Source organism: Allobosea sp. GW822-FHT03F07 (genome assembly GCF_058801345.1).
Map to the genome: position 1 here is coordinate 172,054 of NZ_JBXAND010000004.1, position 15,553 is coordinate 187,606.

Annotated in this window: 10 protein-coding genes; 5 read left to right on the forward strand and 5 right to left on the reverse strand. The window is 62.9% G+C overall.

Going from position 1 to position 15,553, the window contains the following annotated elements:
• Window positions 1-81: 81 nt before the first annotated feature.
• Both AC1RMY_RS14625 and AC1RMY_RS14630 read left to right on the forward strand, forming a co-directional pair.
• Window positions 82-1,386, forward strand: coding sequence for a TRAP transporter large permease (locus tag AC1RMY_RS14625; RefSeq protein ID WP_492865612.1), 1,305 nt, complete (start codon window positions 82-84; stop codon window positions 1,384-1,386).
• A 697-nt stretch (window positions 1,387-2,083) separates the two neighbouring features.
• Entirely contained in the window at window positions 2,084-4,918 is a 2,835-nt protein-coding gene (locus AC1RMY_RS14630) for an ATP-binding protein (RefSeq protein WP_492865614.1), read from the forward strand.
• Between the two features lie 206 nt (window positions 4,919-5,124).
• Here the strand turns inward: AC1RMY_RS14630 and AC1RMY_RS14635 are convergent, their stop codons facing one another.
• Together AC1RMY_RS14635 and AC1RMY_RS14640 are read right to left on the reverse strand one after the other, a co-directional pair.
• The gene (locus tag AC1RMY_RS14635; protein WP_492865616.1) at window positions 5,125-5,427 is read right to left on the reverse strand and encodes a putative quinol monooxygenase; all 303 of its coding nucleotides are present in this window, start codon (window positions 5,425-5,427) and stop codon (window positions 5,125-5,127) included.
• Between the two features lie 54 nt (window positions 5,428-5,481).
• Window positions 5,482-6,279 carry a type 1 glutamine amidotransferase domain-containing protein gene (locus AC1RMY_RS14640; RefSeq protein WP_492865618.1) on the reverse strand — a complete coding sequence of 266 codons (798 nt, stop codon included), beginning with the start codon at window positions 6,277-6,279 and terminating at the stop codon, window positions 5,482-5,484.
• A 240-nt stretch (window positions 6,280-6,519) separates the two neighbouring features.
• Between AC1RMY_RS14640 and AC1RMY_RS14645 the strand changes: the two genes are divergently transcribed.
• The 3 genes from AC1RMY_RS14645 to AC1RMY_RS14655 all read left to right on the forward strand — a co-directional run bounded on the left by AC1RMY_RS14645 (window position 6,520) and on the right by AC1RMY_RS14655 (window position 10,184).
• Entirely contained in the window at window positions 6,520-8,061 is a 1,542-nt protein-coding gene (locus AC1RMY_RS14645; RefSeq protein WP_492865620.1) for a cation:proton antiporter, read from the forward strand.
• Window positions 8,058-9,290, forward strand: coding sequence for a flavin monoamine oxidase family protein (locus tag AC1RMY_RS14650; RefSeq protein ID WP_492865622.1), 1,233 nt, complete (start codon window positions 8,058-8,060; stop codon window positions 9,288-9,290). The genes AC1RMY_RS14645 and AC1RMY_RS14650 overlap by 4 nt, the downstream gene beginning before the upstream one ends.
• A gap of 135 nt (window positions 9,291-9,425) precedes the next feature.
• Entirely contained in the window at window positions 9,426-10,184 is a 759-nt protein-coding gene (locus tag AC1RMY_RS14655) for an alpha/beta hydrolase (protein WP_492865624.1), read from the forward strand.
• A 351-nt stretch (window positions 10,185-10,535) separates the two neighbouring features.
• Here AC1RMY_RS14655 and AC1RMY_RS14660 read toward each other — a convergent pair whose 3' ends face one another.
• The 3 genes from AC1RMY_RS14660 to AC1RMY_RS14670 are packed head-to-tail and all read right to left on the reverse strand — an operon-like array spanning window position 10,536 to window position 15,317.
• Complete coding sequence (locus AC1RMY_RS14660) at window positions 10,536-12,083, reverse strand: SpoVR family protein (protein WP_492865626.1); 1,548 nt, start codon at window positions 12,081-12,083, stop codon at window positions 10,536-10,538.
• Window positions 12,080-13,354 carry a YeaH/YhbH family protein gene (locus tag AC1RMY_RS14665; protein ID WP_492865628.1) on the reverse strand — a complete coding sequence of 425 codons (1,275 nt, stop codon included), beginning with the start codon at window positions 13,352-13,354 and terminating at the stop codon, window positions 12,080-12,082. The genes AC1RMY_RS14660 and AC1RMY_RS14665 overlap by 4 nt, the downstream gene beginning before the upstream one ends.
• Before the next feature lie 19 nt (window positions 13,355-13,373).
• A complete protein-coding gene (locus AC1RMY_RS14670; protein WP_492865630.1) occupies window positions 13,374-15,317 on the reverse strand; it encodes a PrkA family serine protein kinase in 1,944 nt (647 codons plus the stop codon).
• Window positions 15,318-15,553: the final 236 nt, after the last annotated feature.

Here is a 15,553-nt window from a genome sequence, read left to right on the forward strand (position 1 = left end):
ATGCGACCACGTTGGACGCGCGGATGAGCGACCGTCCAGTTCTGGCCCAGAGCCGCCGGTCGGGCGGTCAGGAAAACGCCCATGTCCCTCGAAGTCGTCGTGATGTTCACGATCCTGTTCGGCCTGCTGGCCACCGGGCTCTGGATCGGCCTGACACTCGCAATCACAGCTACGACGCTGCTCTTCTCCTTCCGCAACATCCCGCTCGACCGGCTGTTGCCGCAATATGCCTGGAACATCCTGACCACGCAGGAACTGCTGGCGCTGCCTCTCTTCATCCTGATGGGCGAGCTGCTGTTCCGCACCCATCTTTCAAAGGCTCTCTTCAAAGGCCTCGCGCCCTGGGCCGGACTGCTTCCCGGCCGGCTGCTGCACGTCAACATTTTCGGGTGCACGATCTTCGCGGCGATTTCGGGCTCGTCCGCGGCGACGACGCAGGTCGTCGGCCGCATTGCGCTCGCCGAGCTTCTGAAGCGCGGTTACTCGAAGGACATCGCCATCGGCTCGCTGGCGGGCGCCGGCACCTTGGGCTTCCTGATCCCGCCGTCGAACATCATGATCATCTATGGCGTGCTCGGTGACGTCTCGATCCTGAAGCTGTTCACCGCCGGCTTTATTCCCGGTTTCCTCCTTGCGGGGAGCTTCATGGCCTGGGTGATGCTCCACACCGGGCTGCGCCGCGATCTCGTGCCGGCAGCCGAGAACGACCTCAAGAATCTGAGCTGGGGCGAGCGCTTCGCGGCGTTGCGCGATCTCGCGCCGGCGCTGTTCCTCATCGTCTGCGTGCTGGGCTCGATGTATGGCGGCATCGCGACGCCTTCGGAGGCGGCGGCCGTCGGCGTGCTCGGCGCCGCCATCGTCACCGCCATCCAGGGCTCTCTCAACTTCGAGGCGATCAAGGGGATCCTGATCGGCTCGGTGATCACCTGCGCGATGATCGCGCTGATCGTGCTCGGCGCCTCGATCCTCGGCAACGCCGCAGCTTTCCTCGGCATTCCCCAGGCGATCGCGGCTTTCGTCAAGTCGCTGAACCTGACGCCGCTGATGCTGATCGTTGTCCTGATTGCCTTCTACGTCGTCCTGGGCTGTTTCCTGGATGGCTTTTCGATGATCGTGATGACGCTGCCGATCGTCCTGCCGATCGTGAAACAGGCGGGCTTCGACCCGGTCTGGTTCGGCGTTTTCATGGTCCTCGTCGTCGAGATGGCGCAGATCACGCCGCCCGTCGGCTTCAATCTCTTCGTCATCCAGGGGCTGACCGGCGATGGGCTGGGCTACATCGCCAAGGTCACCTTCCCCTATCTCGTCATCATGGTGCTGTTGACGCTGCTGCTGACGGTCTACCCGCAGATCGTGCTGTGGCTGCCTGAAGCGCTGGCGCGCTGAGGGCAATAGCTGCGTGGCGTTCGAATATTCGATACGCAACGCAGCCAGTATGGGACGAGAGCGGCGACGTCGCGTCGTCAAATCGCATCGAAGGGCGTCCCTTATCGCGTTGAAGGTTATAGCCCCTGAAGCTCGCGCCGACGTCCCGCTCGTGAGGGTCCTCAGGCGTTCAGGCGCGGTTCCTGAAGCACCAAATTTCGTTGCCAGTCTCGATGATGTTGCAGTGACGCGTTAACGTTGAAGCGGCTTCACTTCGAAAGTCCGGAAATTGGCAAACGCTCAACGACCGCTCCGGCCGCATGTCGCCCTCGCACAGCGGTCTCTGCCGGCGTCGCCATCGGCTTCATCTCGGCTCAACGCCATTCCGAATCCTGATGAAGCGGACAAGGCGTCCGTCGAATTGTTGCACGTTTGCCTTGGATCATGGCCCCGGTGCGACCTCGTTGATCCAGCGGTCGGTGCGCGTAGGGCCGAAGCAGGGGCAGTGACGAGTGTTGGAGCGGAATGAACTGCGTGTGCGAACGGCGTGGACGGCACTGATACCGGAGAGTTAATATCATTGCGGGCGGAGGTGCTGATCAGAAGCGGCGGGTGACGTTGTGAACAGCAGGGCGCACGGGAATCGATGGAGCGGTTCTCATGCTAAAGCCGGCATCGGCGGTCTGCCGCTGCCCCAATGTCGCAGGGCTAGATAGCTGTGCCGCTGAGGAGCGGATTCGAGGGCGTTTTATCGTTCGGCTCATTCGAGCTCATACCGTCGCAGCGTATCCTACTCAAGAACGGCAAGCCTGTCGGCATCCGCAGTCGCGCACTCGATCTTCTCTGCCTGCTCGTCGAAGCCTCCGGGCAGGTGCTGAGCAAGGACGAACTTCTCGCTCGCGCCTGGCCGGGCACTTTCGTCGCCGAGGCCAATGTCCGTGTGCAGATCAACGAAGTTCGCCGGGCCCTCGATGATGGACGCGACGGCAAGCGATACATCGTTACCGTCCCCAATCGCGGATACAGCTTCGTCGAGACCGTTCATCGAAAGCCCCCTCAGCTTCCGAGGGATCGAGTAACCGCGGTTGAGCGGCCCGCTCTCAGTTCGATCCCGGCGCTGCAGGGCGGAGTCATAGGACGGGAGCGATCGCTTCAGGCGCTCATCAAGCAGATCTCCCAGCGGCGGCTGGTGACGGTCGTCGGTGTGGGTGGCGTTGGCAAGACCACGTTGGCTCTCTCCGTGATCGCGCAGATGCGCGATGCTGGTGAGGCGCTAGCGCGGCAGAAGGTCTTCTTTGTCGATCTGGCTTCGCTTTCGGGGGAGCGCGCCGTGCCAAGCGCATTCGCGTCGGCGCTCGGTGTGGTCCTTGCCGGCGACGACGCTGTATCGAGCCTGGCGCATTACCTGTGCGAAAAGGAATGCCTCGTTGTCATCGACAATTGCGAGCATGTCATCGGCTCCGTCGTCGACATCGTCGAAGCCATTCTTCGCCATGCGCCGGGTGTTCGTATTCTGGCGACGAGCCGGGAGCCGCTGCGCGTCGCGGAGGAGTGGGTCCATCGCCTCAACCCGCTAGCCGTGCCGCCCGCGGCCATCTCCCTCACCCTGGACGAAGCGCTCTCCTATCCCGCCGTCGCTTTGTTCGTCGAACGTGTGAGCGGCCGTGCCGAGAGGCCGGCAATTGCCGATGACGATGTCGGCTGCGTCGTGAACATCTGCAGGAGGCTCGACGGCATACCTCTGGCCCTGGAGCTTGCCGCCGGGCGGTTCGAAGCCTTCGGCGCCCGTGGGCTTGCCGCCGTGCTGGACGATCTCTTCGCCATCCTGACTAGAGGCAGGCGCAACGCCCTGCCACGGCAGCAGACGCTCCATGCAACGCTCGACTGGAGCTTCAACCTGCTCACGCCTCGGGATCAGACGCTCCTGCGGCGCCTGGCCGTGTTCGCCAACCGATTCACGCTGCATTCCGCGTCGGCGGTCGCCGGCTGGGGAGAGTTGAGCGCCTCGGATGTGCTCGAAGGGATTGCCGATCTCGTCGCGCAATCCCTCGTGACGGCGGAACCGATGGGCGAGGAAATCAGCTTCGGTTTGCTGGAGACCACGCGCGCCTATGCCAGGGAAAAGTTGGCGGCCGGACCTGGTGCGGTCGAAGTTGCTAAACGGCATGCGGGGCTGTGTCTCGATCTCCTGGCCGAGGCGGATCGACCGCGCAACCCAAAGCGAGTGGACGATGAGCATGGCTTGCTGCTCGATCTGCGAACGGCGCTGAAATGGGCTTTCTCGCCGGCTGGCGATCTGAACTACGGGATATTGTTGACCGTCGCGGCCATTCCACTCTGGCTGCGTCTTTCACTGGTCAGCGAATGCCGGGAGCGGGTCGAGGAAGCCCTTGCCAGCCACAGCGATGAGAGCGCTCTCAGCGACAGCATCGCGATGAAGCTGCAGACCGCGCGCGGCTGGTCGTTGATGTACAACGCCGGCACGGCGCGCGAGACGAGTGCCGTTTGGAAAACTGCTCACGGCCTCGCGGAACGTCTCGGCGATCACGACTACCGCTTGCGGTCGCTATGGGGGCTATGGGCAGGCCATATGAAGAGCGCCGCCTTCGCCGCGGCGCTGGAGAGCGCGGTCGAGTTCAAGCGCGCCGCGCAGCAGTCCTCGGATCCCGACGATTTTGCGATCGGCGACAGGCTGATCGGAACATCGCTGCATTTCCTCGGTGACCAGTCTGGATCGCGGCGTCACATCGAGCGCATGCTCGAAAAATACAAGTCGCCCGGGCATCGCTCGCATATCGCACGCTACCAGGTCGCACCACGCGTGGCCGGCTTGATGACGCTGGCCCGCGTCTTGTGGCTGCAGGGCTATGCAGATCAGGCCGTGCACGTGGCCGATGCCAGTATTGCTGAAGCTCAAGACCTCGATCACCATCTGTCGCGTTGCTACACGCTGGCCCAATCAGCTTGTCCGATCGCGCTTCTGAATGGCGACCTCGCACGTGCAGAGCGGGTGATCGACGAGCTTTTCGAGGAGACGGCGCGGCACCGGCTCGATATCTGGCATATCTATGCGCAGGCCTATCGCGGCCAACTGCTGTTCCTGCGAGGTGATCTCGATCGAGGCTTGCCGCTCATGCAGACCGCCGTGAACGATCTCGGCAGCGCGCGATTCATGCAGCACCACTCGGCGTTTGTGCTTGCACTCGTCGAAGCGCTCATGTCCGCCGGTCAGCCGGATGCCGCCAATGCATTGCTCGATGGGCAGCTGGCCCAGCTGGCGCGCAACGAGCGCCTATGGGTCGCTCCCGAGATACTGCGGCTCAAGGGGGAGCTGTCATTGCGTTTTGGAGACGAAATGTCTGGTGAAGTATTTTTGCATAATTCGATCTCATTGGCGAAGCAGAGTGGCGCTTTAGGTTGGCATATTCGTTCGTACATAAATTCACCTGCCGCTCGAGATAATAAGATGAAGCGGCTGGTTGATAAAATTGTATCAAGAACGCTGCTCCGTCAGTTCAATCGCGGGATAACCGAAGCGCAAGGGAAATCATGATCTCGCTGCTCTGCTGAAGCACTCTGGTCCCACACGCTGGTGTTTTTGGGGGGCTGCGCGAATGCCACCGGCCAGGGCGGCCGACAGCATATGCTTGGCCTCGCCGAGGTAATGCCGACATGGGAGTTCGGCATGGCTCGCTCCTCGCGTCCCGTAACGAATGGTCTTGATCGGCACGAATTCATGCCGCGTGCCGTCTTGGCCTCTTATTCTGGGTTCAGATCGACGGGCTCGACGACAAGCGCGGACCGATCCGCCAGATCGTCGATTGTCCTGCGGTAGTTCAAATAGTGGGGCGTTTCCCGGTGCGCTTCGACCGCAGTCTGGTCTTCATAGAGTTCGTCGAGAACATAGCGTTCGGCGTTCAGCTGATCGCGCCAGACGTTCCACTGAAGATTGCCTCTTTCGGCGCGGCAATAAGGAGCCATTCCGAGCAAGGTGGCGCGCAGCTCCGCCTCCTTGCCCGGCTTGGCAGTCAGGACCGCCATGATCTTGATCGGAGCGCTCATTGGGTTGGCTCCCTGGTTGTCGTTCCCCGCAACTGATCGGCTCTCCTGCATGCGTCAGGCGACGGCGCGCTGCTGCTGAAGCGCCTCGATGAGGGCGGCGGCGATCGGATGATCCGAACGAGGGTTCTGGCCCGTGATGAGTTCGCGGTCCACGACCACATGCGGCGCGAAATCGACGGACCCGGTCTCGACCTTGGCGCCCGCGGCGCTCAAGGCGTCGACCATGTTGAAATACAGCTTGCCGTGCAGGATGTTCTCCTCGATCGGCACCTCTTCGCTGGGGGAGAAGACCGTCATCCGGTATCCCGCATACTGCCAACCCTTCGCGGCCTCCGCTGCCGCGGCTCGATCGCCCGCGATCAGCGCCGCCCGGAATTCGCGCGATCTGGGTATCGCCGCCGCAGTGACGATCGGCCCATGGCAGAGCAGTGCGGTCGGCTTCCGGCGCGCATGGAAATGCCGCAGAATCTCGCCAGCGTCGGGATCCTGCATCAGATCGACGACGGGCCCTTGCCCACCCGGCACGAAGACGGCAGCGAACTGATCGAGCCCTGCCTCTATCACCGATCGCAGCGTGCGGCCCTGGTTCGTGGACCGGTCGTCAGCGAAGAATGCCTTGGCCCGCCGATAAGCAGCCTCGTCGGTGAAGTGCACGGCAGAGTCCGATGCCGCGTCGATATGCGGCTTGGCTCCGTTTGGGGTCGAGAGGAGGACCTCGTAGCCGGCGTCGCGAAGCGCGAGCATCGGGATCACGGTCTCGTTGAGATACTGTCCTGTCGGACCCGTGCCGCCGCCCTGTATCTCGATGCGGGTGGCATTGGATCCGACGACAAGAACTTTTCCTTTGGCCATCGCTCTTTCCCTCTTGCGTCATGCCAGGGCGAACCTGGCGCGTTGCGGAATGAATGACGGCGAAATCCATATCTGACGTTTTGTCAGGCGCGCCGTTAAAGGATGTAAAATCGCGAAGGGGTGGCACTCGGAGGCTGGTTTCGACAGGCGATTTGATGTTGTTTTCCTCCACGAGCCGCCGCGCGGGGAGCTGGGATTTTTACCCTGTTTTCGGGGCGTTTTCAGGAGGGATGCCGATCGATGATCCTGTTCGAATCGATCCTGCTGATCCTCTTGGGAGCGGTGCTGCTGGCTGCCTTCGCGCGGAGGGCCGGCATAGCCTATCCCGTGCTTCTCGCGATTGCCGGGGCCGCTCTTGCCTTTATCCCGAACGCACCCGGAATACCTCTCGACCCGGAACTCGTCCTGGTCCTGTTCGTCGCGCCCATTCTTCTCGATGCGGGCTTCGACACCTCGGTTCGGGATCTTCGACGGAACTGGCGCTGTATCGCCGGGCTGGTCGTCATCGCAGTCGGATTGACCACTGTTGCAGTCGCGCTCGTCGCACGCTGGCTCGTGCCCGACATTCCCTGGGGAGCCGCGATCGCGCTGGGAGCCATCGTCGCGCCACCCGATGCGGTCGCGGCTACCGCCATTCTGCGTCGGGTTCGCCCACCGCATCGGCTGATCGTGATCCTGGAGGGCGAAAGCCTGCTGAACGACGCGACCGCGCTGCTGATCTATCGCCTCGCGGTCGTCGCCGTTGTCACGGGCGGCTTCTCACCCGCCGCAGCTCTGCCGACATTCGCCCTCGTCGTGCTCGGCAGCATCGCCCTCGGCGTCGCCATGGGATGGCTGATCGTGCGCATTCTGGCACGGTTTCATGATGCTCCGAGCCTGATCATCCTCCAGTTCATCACCACGTTCGGCGTCTGGATTCTGGCTGAGCGGCTTCACCTGTCGGGGATCATCACGATCGTCGTCTATGCGATGGCGCTTGCCTGGTCGACGCCGGCACGTACCAGTGCGCGGCTGCGTGTCCCGACCTATGCCGTCTGGGAAACGGTGATCTTCGTTCTGCAGATCTTCGCGTTCATGCTGGTGGGGCTGCAGCTTCGGCCGATCTTCGGCAATCTCGGCTCTGCGACGATCATCGAATACGGGGTCGTAGCGGGCGCCGTACTCGTCACGGTGATCGTGGTGCGCCTTGCCTGGGTGATCTTCGAGCACCGGCTCGCCGGCTACTCGCAAGGTGCAAGCAGGTCCCGCGGTGCTCTACAGCCAGATGTGTCTTCCCACGGTGACGGGCTCGTCATCGCCTGGTGCGGGATGCGCGGCATCGTCACCCTGGCCGCGGCCTACGCGCTGCCGGCGCAGTTCCCTTATCGGGATCTCATCCTGATCGTGGCCTTCGGCGTGGTCGTCGGCACGCTGGTCATCCAGGGCCTGACCCTGCCTCTGCTTTTGCGGCATCTCGCCATCGACGACGACCATCCGATCGAGCGCGAATTTCGGCAGGCGCGCAAAACAGCTCTGGAGGCGGGCATGGAAGCGATCGCCGACGCCCGGTCGAACGCGGCCGGAATGGTGAGAGCCGAATACACTGACATGCTGCAGCAATCCCTCGATCAGACGAAGTTCGATACGGAGCAGAACCAGCTGAGACGAAAAGCCCTCACTGCAGCGCGGAGCAGAACCCTCGAGTTACGGAAATCGGGCCAGATCGGAGACGATGCGTTTCATCGGCTCGAGGAGGAACTCGATTGGCTCGAACTGGGCGCGGCCGCACGAGTCTCGGAGTGAGCGATGGCTACGACGTCGTCGTCATCGGCGCCGGAGCGGCCGGTATAGCGGCAGCACGCACGCTGAGGGCGGCCGGGCTGTCGCTCCTGATCCTGGAAGCCAGCAGCCGCGTCGGCGGGCGGGCGCATACCGTGACCTGCGACGGCTGGCCGATCGATCTGGGGTGCGGCTGGTTGCATTCCGCCGATCGGAATTCCTGGACAGCCCTGGCCGGAACGCTCGGCTTCGACATCGACCGCTCGACGGCGCCCTGGGGCCGCAAGACCCTGGAGCACGGCTTCCCCGCCAGCGAACAACGCGCAGCTCAAGCGACGCTGGATGCGTTCGACGGGCGAGTGCGCGATACCTTGCTCGCGACCGACCGGGCGATCGATCTGGTCGACAGGACGGAACCCTGGGCGCCCTTCCTCGAGGCGTACAGCTCCTATGTGAACGGGGCCCAGCTCGATGAGGTGTCGATCCGCGACTATCGGGCTTACGTCACAGCGGACACGCGAAAGAACTGGCGGTTGCCACAGGGCTATGGTGCGCTCGTCGAAGCGGCTGCACGAGGATTGCCCATCCGGCTGGGCGTGGCCGCGACAGCCATAGAGGTGCATAAGCGCCGGCTTTCAATTCTGACGAATGCGGGCCGGATCGAAGCGGACCGCATCATCATCACGATCTCGACCGACCTGCTTGCTTCGGGGGCGCTTAGGCTCCCGGGTGTTCTCGACGACAGGCTCGAGGCAGCCGGGCGCCTGCCGCTCGGTCTCGCAGACAAGGTCTACTTCCATCTCGATACGCCACGCGGCTTCGACGCCGACACGCAGACCATCGGCAACCCGCATCGCTCCAAGACCGGCAGCTATCGGCTTCGCCCGTTCGGCCGCCCTCTGATCGAAGGCTTTGTGGGAGGCGTCGCTGCTCGCGAACTGGAGGACGAAGACGATCTGGCCGATTTCGCGGTCCAGGAACTCGTCGGCCTGTTCGGAGCAGACATCAAGCGGCGGCTTCGATTGGCGACATCTTCGCGCTGGGGGCGCGATCCATTCGTGCGCGGGGCCTATAGTCACGCGCTTCCCGGCCATTCCGGCTCCCGCGCGGTGCTGGCCTCGCCTTGGGACGATCGCATCTATTTCGCCGGAGAGGCTTGCTCGTTCAGAGACTTCTCCACGGCGCACGGGGCTCACGACTCGGGGGTGGCCGCAGCGCGACTGATACTGGTCGACCGTTCGGCTGAGCCTTGAGTCCGCCGCGGACTGGCCGCTTCGCTGCTCCAGATTTTACGCCATTTTACGGCTGGGATCGCAGTCCGCGTGCTAATCATGGTGCGAGATCGGTACGACGACCGCTGCCGTGGAGCAAGTGAAGGAGGCCGTGAAATGAGCAGTTATAGGCACATCCTCTGCCTGATGGCGTCCATGGTCGCGCTCGTGGCCGGCTCGGCTTCAGCCGTCGCACAGGGCGCGGCGAAATCGGTGGTTCTGGTGCATGGAGCCTTCGCCGACGGATCGTCGTGGCACAAGGTCATTCCTCAGTTGGAAAAGGCCGGTCTCAAGGTCATCGCAGTTCAGAACGCCCTGCAATCACTCGAAAACGACGTCGCCACCACACGGCGCGCGATCCGAGATGCCGAAGGGCCGGTCGTGCTGGTCGGGCACTCCTATGGCGGGATCGTGATCACGGAGGCGGGCAACGATCCGAAGGTCAGATCGCTGGTCTATGTCGCCGCCTATGCGCCGGACAGCGGCGAGGCTCAGAGCCATATCGCATCCCGCTACCCGCAGCAGGAAAGCCGGGCGGAGTACATCCGGGACGAGGATGGCTTCCTCAGGATCAGCGATGCCGGGATCGCCAAGTATTTCGCCGCGGATCTGCCCCCTGCCGAACAGAGATTGGTGGCGGCTGTGCAAGGCAGGCTCCATGCGCGCGCGCTCGCCACCCCCGTAGCGCGCGCGGCCTGGCGGGAAAAGCCGACCTTCATGGCGGTTGCCGCGAACGACGCCATCATCCCGCCGCAGCTTCAGAAGGATCAAGTCGTGAGGGCACGGGCGACGGCAATCGAAGTTCCGTCGAGTCACGTCGCCATGCTGTCTTTCGCGAACGAGATCTCGGACCTGATCATGACGGCGGCCAAGTAGAATTCGAGGGGGGCTCTTCACCGACGAGATCGAATGGACGTTGACCAGACCTCGATCGAGTTGGGTGCGATCTCCGGCGCCCGCGCGCCTGCTCGCGGAGGTCCCTCCGCCGATCGTCGCAGTAACGAGGGGAGCCGGGGATCATCGGCCGCCTCCAATCGATCGGACGCGGCGTTGCTCATGGCTTCGCCGTTCGTTCCGGCAAAGGTCTGCAGTCAACGGCTTGATGTCGCTTCCAGGCGACAACGCGCTCCACCGATGATTGCGGCCGTTCGCGCGTTGCCTTGTCATCGGGCCGCAGCACGCTCGAACCTCGCACCATGCCCTCGAGAACTCGGCGCGCAATGTGCGTCAAGCTGCGCGGATTATTGCGCGGGGGCTGGCGACATGCTCCTTGAGAACCGTGCCCGACAGGTCTACCTCCCGAAGCTGCACATCATAGCTCCACAGCTCCGCGACATGCTGAAGCACCTGCGCGACGGCCTTGTCCTGGAGCAGGCAACCATTCACGACGCTGTGGCGCAGGATCAAACGCCGGTCACCGGCGAGGTCGACATCGACGATCTCGATATTGGGGTCGGTCCAGCTGACATCATATTCGCGGGTGAGCTGCCGGCGGATACGGCGGTAGCCGCGCTCGTCATGGATCGCCGAGACCACCACGCCCTCGGCCTGCGCCGGGTCGTCGTGGAGATGGAACATCCGCATCTTCCGCATCAGGTGCGGGCTGAGGAACTGGCTGACGAAGCTCTCATCGCGGTAATTGGCCCAGATGTCGCGCAGGACGCCCATCACATCGCCGCGGCCGGCAATGTCCGGGAACCACTCCCGATCCTCATTTTCCGGGGTGGTGACGATCCGCTCGAGATCCTGCATCATCGCGAAGCCGAGCGCATAGGGGTTGAAGCCCGGGAACCTCGGATCGTCGAAAGCCGGTTGGAACACGACGTTGGAATGCGACTTGAGGAACTCGAGGAAGTTGCCGTCGCTGATGGCCCCCAGTTCGTGCAGGCGCGTCATGATCCGGTAGTGGACATAGGTGGCCGTCCCTTCGTTCATGACCTTGGTCTGCCGCTGCGGATGGAAATACTGCGCGATCCGGCGGACGATGCGCAGGATCTCGCGCTGCCAGGGATGCAGCCGGGGTGCTGATTTCTCGAGGAAATACAGAAGATTGTCCTGCGGCAGCCCGAGAGCGGCGCGCCGCAGCTCGACGCTCGCGTCCGAGGCGCTCTTGCTGGGCCCTGTCGGCACGGTACGCCACAGATCGTTGAATATCTGCTCCTCATGCGCGCGGCGCTCCCGCTCGCGCCTTTCGTCTTGGCGCAGGTCGAGCTTGCTCTTTCCGGGATGCCGGTGAACGCCATGGGACATCAGCGCATGCGCTGCATCCAGCGTTCGTTCCACGGCGACCTGGCCGTAACGCTCCTCGCAGCGCGAGATATAGCCCTTGGCGAAATCGAGGTAGTCGAGGATGCCCTCGGCGTCGGTCCAGGTCTTGAAAAGGTAGTTGTTCTTGAAAAAATGGTTATGGCCAAAGGCGGCATGGGCGATCACCAGCGTCTGCATCGTCGCGGTGTTCTCCTCCATCAGATAGGAGACGCAGGGCGAGCTGTTGATGACGATCTCGTAGGCCAGATCCTTCAGTCCCTTGCGGTAGAACGCCTCGTGATGGGCGAAATGCTTGCCGAATGACCAATGCTTGTAGAAGAGCGGCATGCCGGTGGACGAATAGGCATCGAGCATCTGCTCGGCCGTGATGACCTCGATCTGGTTCGGATAGACGTCGAGACCGAGCTCGGAGAGCGCGATCTCCTCGCAGGCATCGTGGATCCGCTGGAGCGTGGCGAAGTTCCAGTCGGCCCCGTCGAAGAGGCGCTCCATCGAGGCAGCCGTCATGATGCGGCCCTTTCATGTCCCTGGCTGCGATGGAACAGCTCGCGGAAGACGGGGAAGATCTCGCTGCGATGGCTCACCTTGCGGATCGACAGCGGCGCGCCCTCCGAGCGCAGCCGTTCGTAGAGCTTCCACAGGGCGGAGTGGGACGCAGACCCCCGGTCGCCCTCGCCAACCTCAAGATAGGCGAAATACTGGCTGACCGGCAGGATCGCCTCCTTCAGCAATTGCCCGGTCGCGGCTTCATCGGAATAGGAATTGTCGCCGTCCGAAGCCTGGGCCGCGTAGATGTTCCAGTCCTCCGGGCGATATCGCTTCGCGACGATGTCCCGCATCGCTTCCAGGGCGCTCGACACCAGCGTCCCGCCGGTCGCAGGGCTGTGGAAGAACGTATCCTCGTCGACTTCCTCGGCCCGATCCGTGTGGCGGATGAAGACGAGCTCGACATGGCGATAGCGTTGCGAGAGGAAAATATAGAGCAGCATGTAGAACCGCTTGGCGAGGTCCTTCATGTGCTCCGTCATCGAGCCGGACACGTCCATCAGGCAGAACATCACCGCCTGCGCGACCGGCTTCGGCTCGTTCTCGAAGCGACGATAGCGGACGTCGACGGGATCGATGTAGGGGATGCGCTGCACCTTTGCCGCGAGCGCCTTCTTCTTGGCCTCGAGCGACAGGCGGAGCCCATCGTCGTCGCAGGCGGCGATCTCGGCATCCAGTTGCGCGATCGCCTCGGGGCGCGGACGGCCGAGGGCGATCCTGCGCATCAGCGCGAGCCGCGTGGTGCGGTTGATCGCGAGATTGGCGGGCGATCCCGAAACGGAGTAGCCAGCGCGGGCGGGATTGTCATGCTCCGTCTCCGTGAGCCGCCGCTTCGCGAGGTCGGGAAGCTCGAGGTCGTCGAGGAAGACGTTGAGGAACTCGTCGCGGGTCAGGACGAAGCGGAACGCGTCCTCGCCGTCGCCCTCGCCCGCCTTGTCCGGCCGGCCGCCGCTGCCGCCCTTCGGGCGTTGCAGCACATCGCCTTCGACGAAGGTCCTGTTTCCCGGCAACACATGGTCGCGCACACCTCCCGGGCCCCTTCGCAGGCTCGGTTCTTCCATGCCGTCGACCGGGAGGTTGACTTCCCCGCCCTCGAGAACATCGCGGATATTGCGGCCTTCGAGGGACTGCTTCACCGCTTGCTGCACGACGCTCTTGGCCCGCCGCAGGAACCTCTGACGATTCTCGAGGGCCTTGCCACGTGGGTTCAGGCGCCGGTCGACGATATTCATGACTGCTCCCGAGTCTGGCTCAGCCAGCCTGCTTCACGCGCATGTACCACTCGATCAGGCGCCGGACCTGGCGCTCGGTATAGCCACGTTCGACCATGCGCGAGACGAACTCGCCATGCTTCTTCTCGCTCTCGCCATCCTTCTTCGAACCGAACGAGATGACCGGCAGCAGATCCTCGACCTGCGAGAACATCCGCTTCTCGATGACCTCGCGGATCTTCTCGTAGCCGGTCCAGGACGGGTTCCTGCCGCCATTGGCCGCCCGCGAGCGCAGGCTGAACTTGACGATCTCGTTGCGGAAATCCTTCGGGTTGGCGATCCCCGCCGGCTTCTCGATCTTGGTCAGCTCCTGGTTGAGCAGTTCGCGGTCGAGGAGTTGGCCGGTGTCCGGATCCTTGAAATCCTGATCCTCGATCCAGGCATCGGCATAGTCGACATAGCGGTCGAACAGGTTCTGACCGTAGTCGGAGTAGGATTCGAGGTAGGCCTTCTGGATCTCATGGCCGATGAACTCGGCATAGCGCGGAGCGAGCTCGGCCTTGATGAACTCGAGATAGCGCTTCTCGACCTCGTCGGGGAGCTGCTCGCGGCGAATGGCCTGCTCCAGCACGTACATGAGATGAACCGGATCGGCGCCCAGCTCGATCGTATCGTGGTTGAACGTCGCCGCCAGCACCTTGAACGCGAAGCGGGTCGAGATGCCGTCCATGCCCTCGTCCATGCCTGCCGCGTCGCGGTACTCCTGGACGCTGCGGGCCTTGGGGTCCGTCTCCCTGAGGCTTTCCCCGTCATAGGCGCGCATCTTTGCGTAGAGTGTCGAGTTTTCGTGGTTGCGCAGCCGCGAAAGGACCGAGAAGCGCGCAAGCATGGTCAGCGTGGCGGGTGCGCAGGACGCCTCGCTGAGCGCCGAGCCCTCGATCAGTTTCTCGTAGATCTTCTGCTCTTCGGTGGCCCTCAGGCAATAGGGCACCTTGATCACGCAAATGCGGTCGATGAAGGCCTCGTTGTTCTTGTTGCTCTTGAAGCTTTGCCACTCGGCTTCGTTGGAATGAGCGAGGACGATGCCCGAGAACGGTATGGCGCCGATGTTCTCCGTACCGATGTAGTTGCTTTCCTGCGTCGCCGTGAGGAGCGGGTGCAGCATCTTGATCGGCGCCTTGAACATCTCGACGAATTCGAGGACGCCCTGGTTGGCACGATTGAGGCCGCCAGAGTAGCTGTACGCGTCGGGATCGTTCTGGGAGAAATTCTCCAGCTTGCGGATATCGACCTTGCCGACGAGCGAGGAGATGTCCTGATTGTTCTCGTCGCCCGGCTCGGTCTTGGCAATGGCGATCTGGCGCAGGCGCGAAGGCTGGATCTTCACGACCTGGAAGCGGGAGATGTCGCCGCCGAACATTTCGAGCCGCTTCAGGCACCAGGGGCTCATCAGGCCTGTCAGCCGCCGCTGCGGGATGCCGTAGCGCTGCTCGAGGATGGGGCCCATTGTGATGGGATCGAAGAGATTCAGGGGGCTTTCGAAGATCGGGCTGATCTCGTCGCCCGCCTTCAGGACATAGATCGGATGGGCTTCCATCAGCGACTTCAGCCGCTCCGCGAGGGACGACTTGCCGCCGCCGACCGGCCCGAGCAGATAGAGGATCTGCTTGCGCTCTTCCAAACCCTGGGCGGCGTGCCGGAAGAAAGAGACGATGCGCTCGATCGTCTCCTCCATGCCGTAGAAGCCGGCGAATGCGGGATAGGTCCGGATCGTCCGGTTCAAAAAGATACGGCCAAGGCGAGCATCCTTGGCCGTGTCGATCATCTGAGGTTCGCCGATAGCCGCCAACAGGCGTTCCGCTGCGTTAGCGTATAGCATTGGATCACCCCGGCAGGCTTCCAAGTAATCCGAAATCGGCATGTCCGTTTCGCGCCGAGCCTCATAGGAGCGGACGAAGGCATTGAACAAAGAGTCGTTGTACATGAGCCCTCTGCATCTGGTTATGCCGGAGACTCGACGCAGGCTTACAATATCCGCTACGCCTGTCGTCGAAGCACGGCGTACATCACTGCGAATCAGCATCTGCTATTGATTGATAGGATGCGCTCAAGCGCGGAAGTCGCAATATAGAAAAATGTGCTCTCCCTGCTTTGTGCAACGCATCTGCACATAAATTGGGCTGAACGCCATCCGGCATCGACGCCTTCGCCAGGCCGCCA

Bases quoted from the DNA above. Each gene is read 5' to 3' on its own strand.
- AC1RMY_RS14625 (WP_492865612.1), top strand. From the start codon at position 82: ATGTCCCTCGAAGTCGTCGTGATGTTCACGATCCTGTTCGGCCTGCTG.
- AC1RMY_RS14635 (WP_492865616.1), bottom strand. From the start codon at position 5,427: ATGAGCGCTCCGATCAAGATCATGGCGGTCCTGACTGCCAAGCCGGGC.
- AC1RMY_RS14640 (WP_492865618.1), bottom strand. From the start codon at position 6,279: ATGGCCAAAGGAAAAGTTCTTGTCGTCGGATCCAATGCCACCCGCATC.
- AC1RMY_RS14645 (WP_492865620.1), top strand. From the start codon at position 6,520: ATGATCCTGTTCGAATCGATCCTGCTGATCCTCTTGGGAGCGGTGCTG.
- AC1RMY_RS14655 (WP_492865624.1), top strand. From the start codon at position 9,426: ATGAGCAGTTATAGGCACATCCTCTGCCTGATGGCGTCCATGGTCGCG.
- AC1RMY_RS14660 (WP_492865626.1), bottom strand. From the start codon at position 12,083: ATGACGGCTGCCTCGATGGAGCGCCTCTTCGACGGGGCCGACTGGAAC.
- AC1RMY_RS14665 (WP_492865628.1), bottom strand. From the start codon at position 13,354: ATGAATATCGTCGACCGGCGCCTGAACCCACGTGGCAAGGCCCTCGAG.
- AC1RMY_RS14670 (WP_492865630.1), bottom strand. From the start codon at position 15,317: ATGTACAACGACTCTTTGTTCAATGCCTTCGTCCGCTCCTATGAGGCT.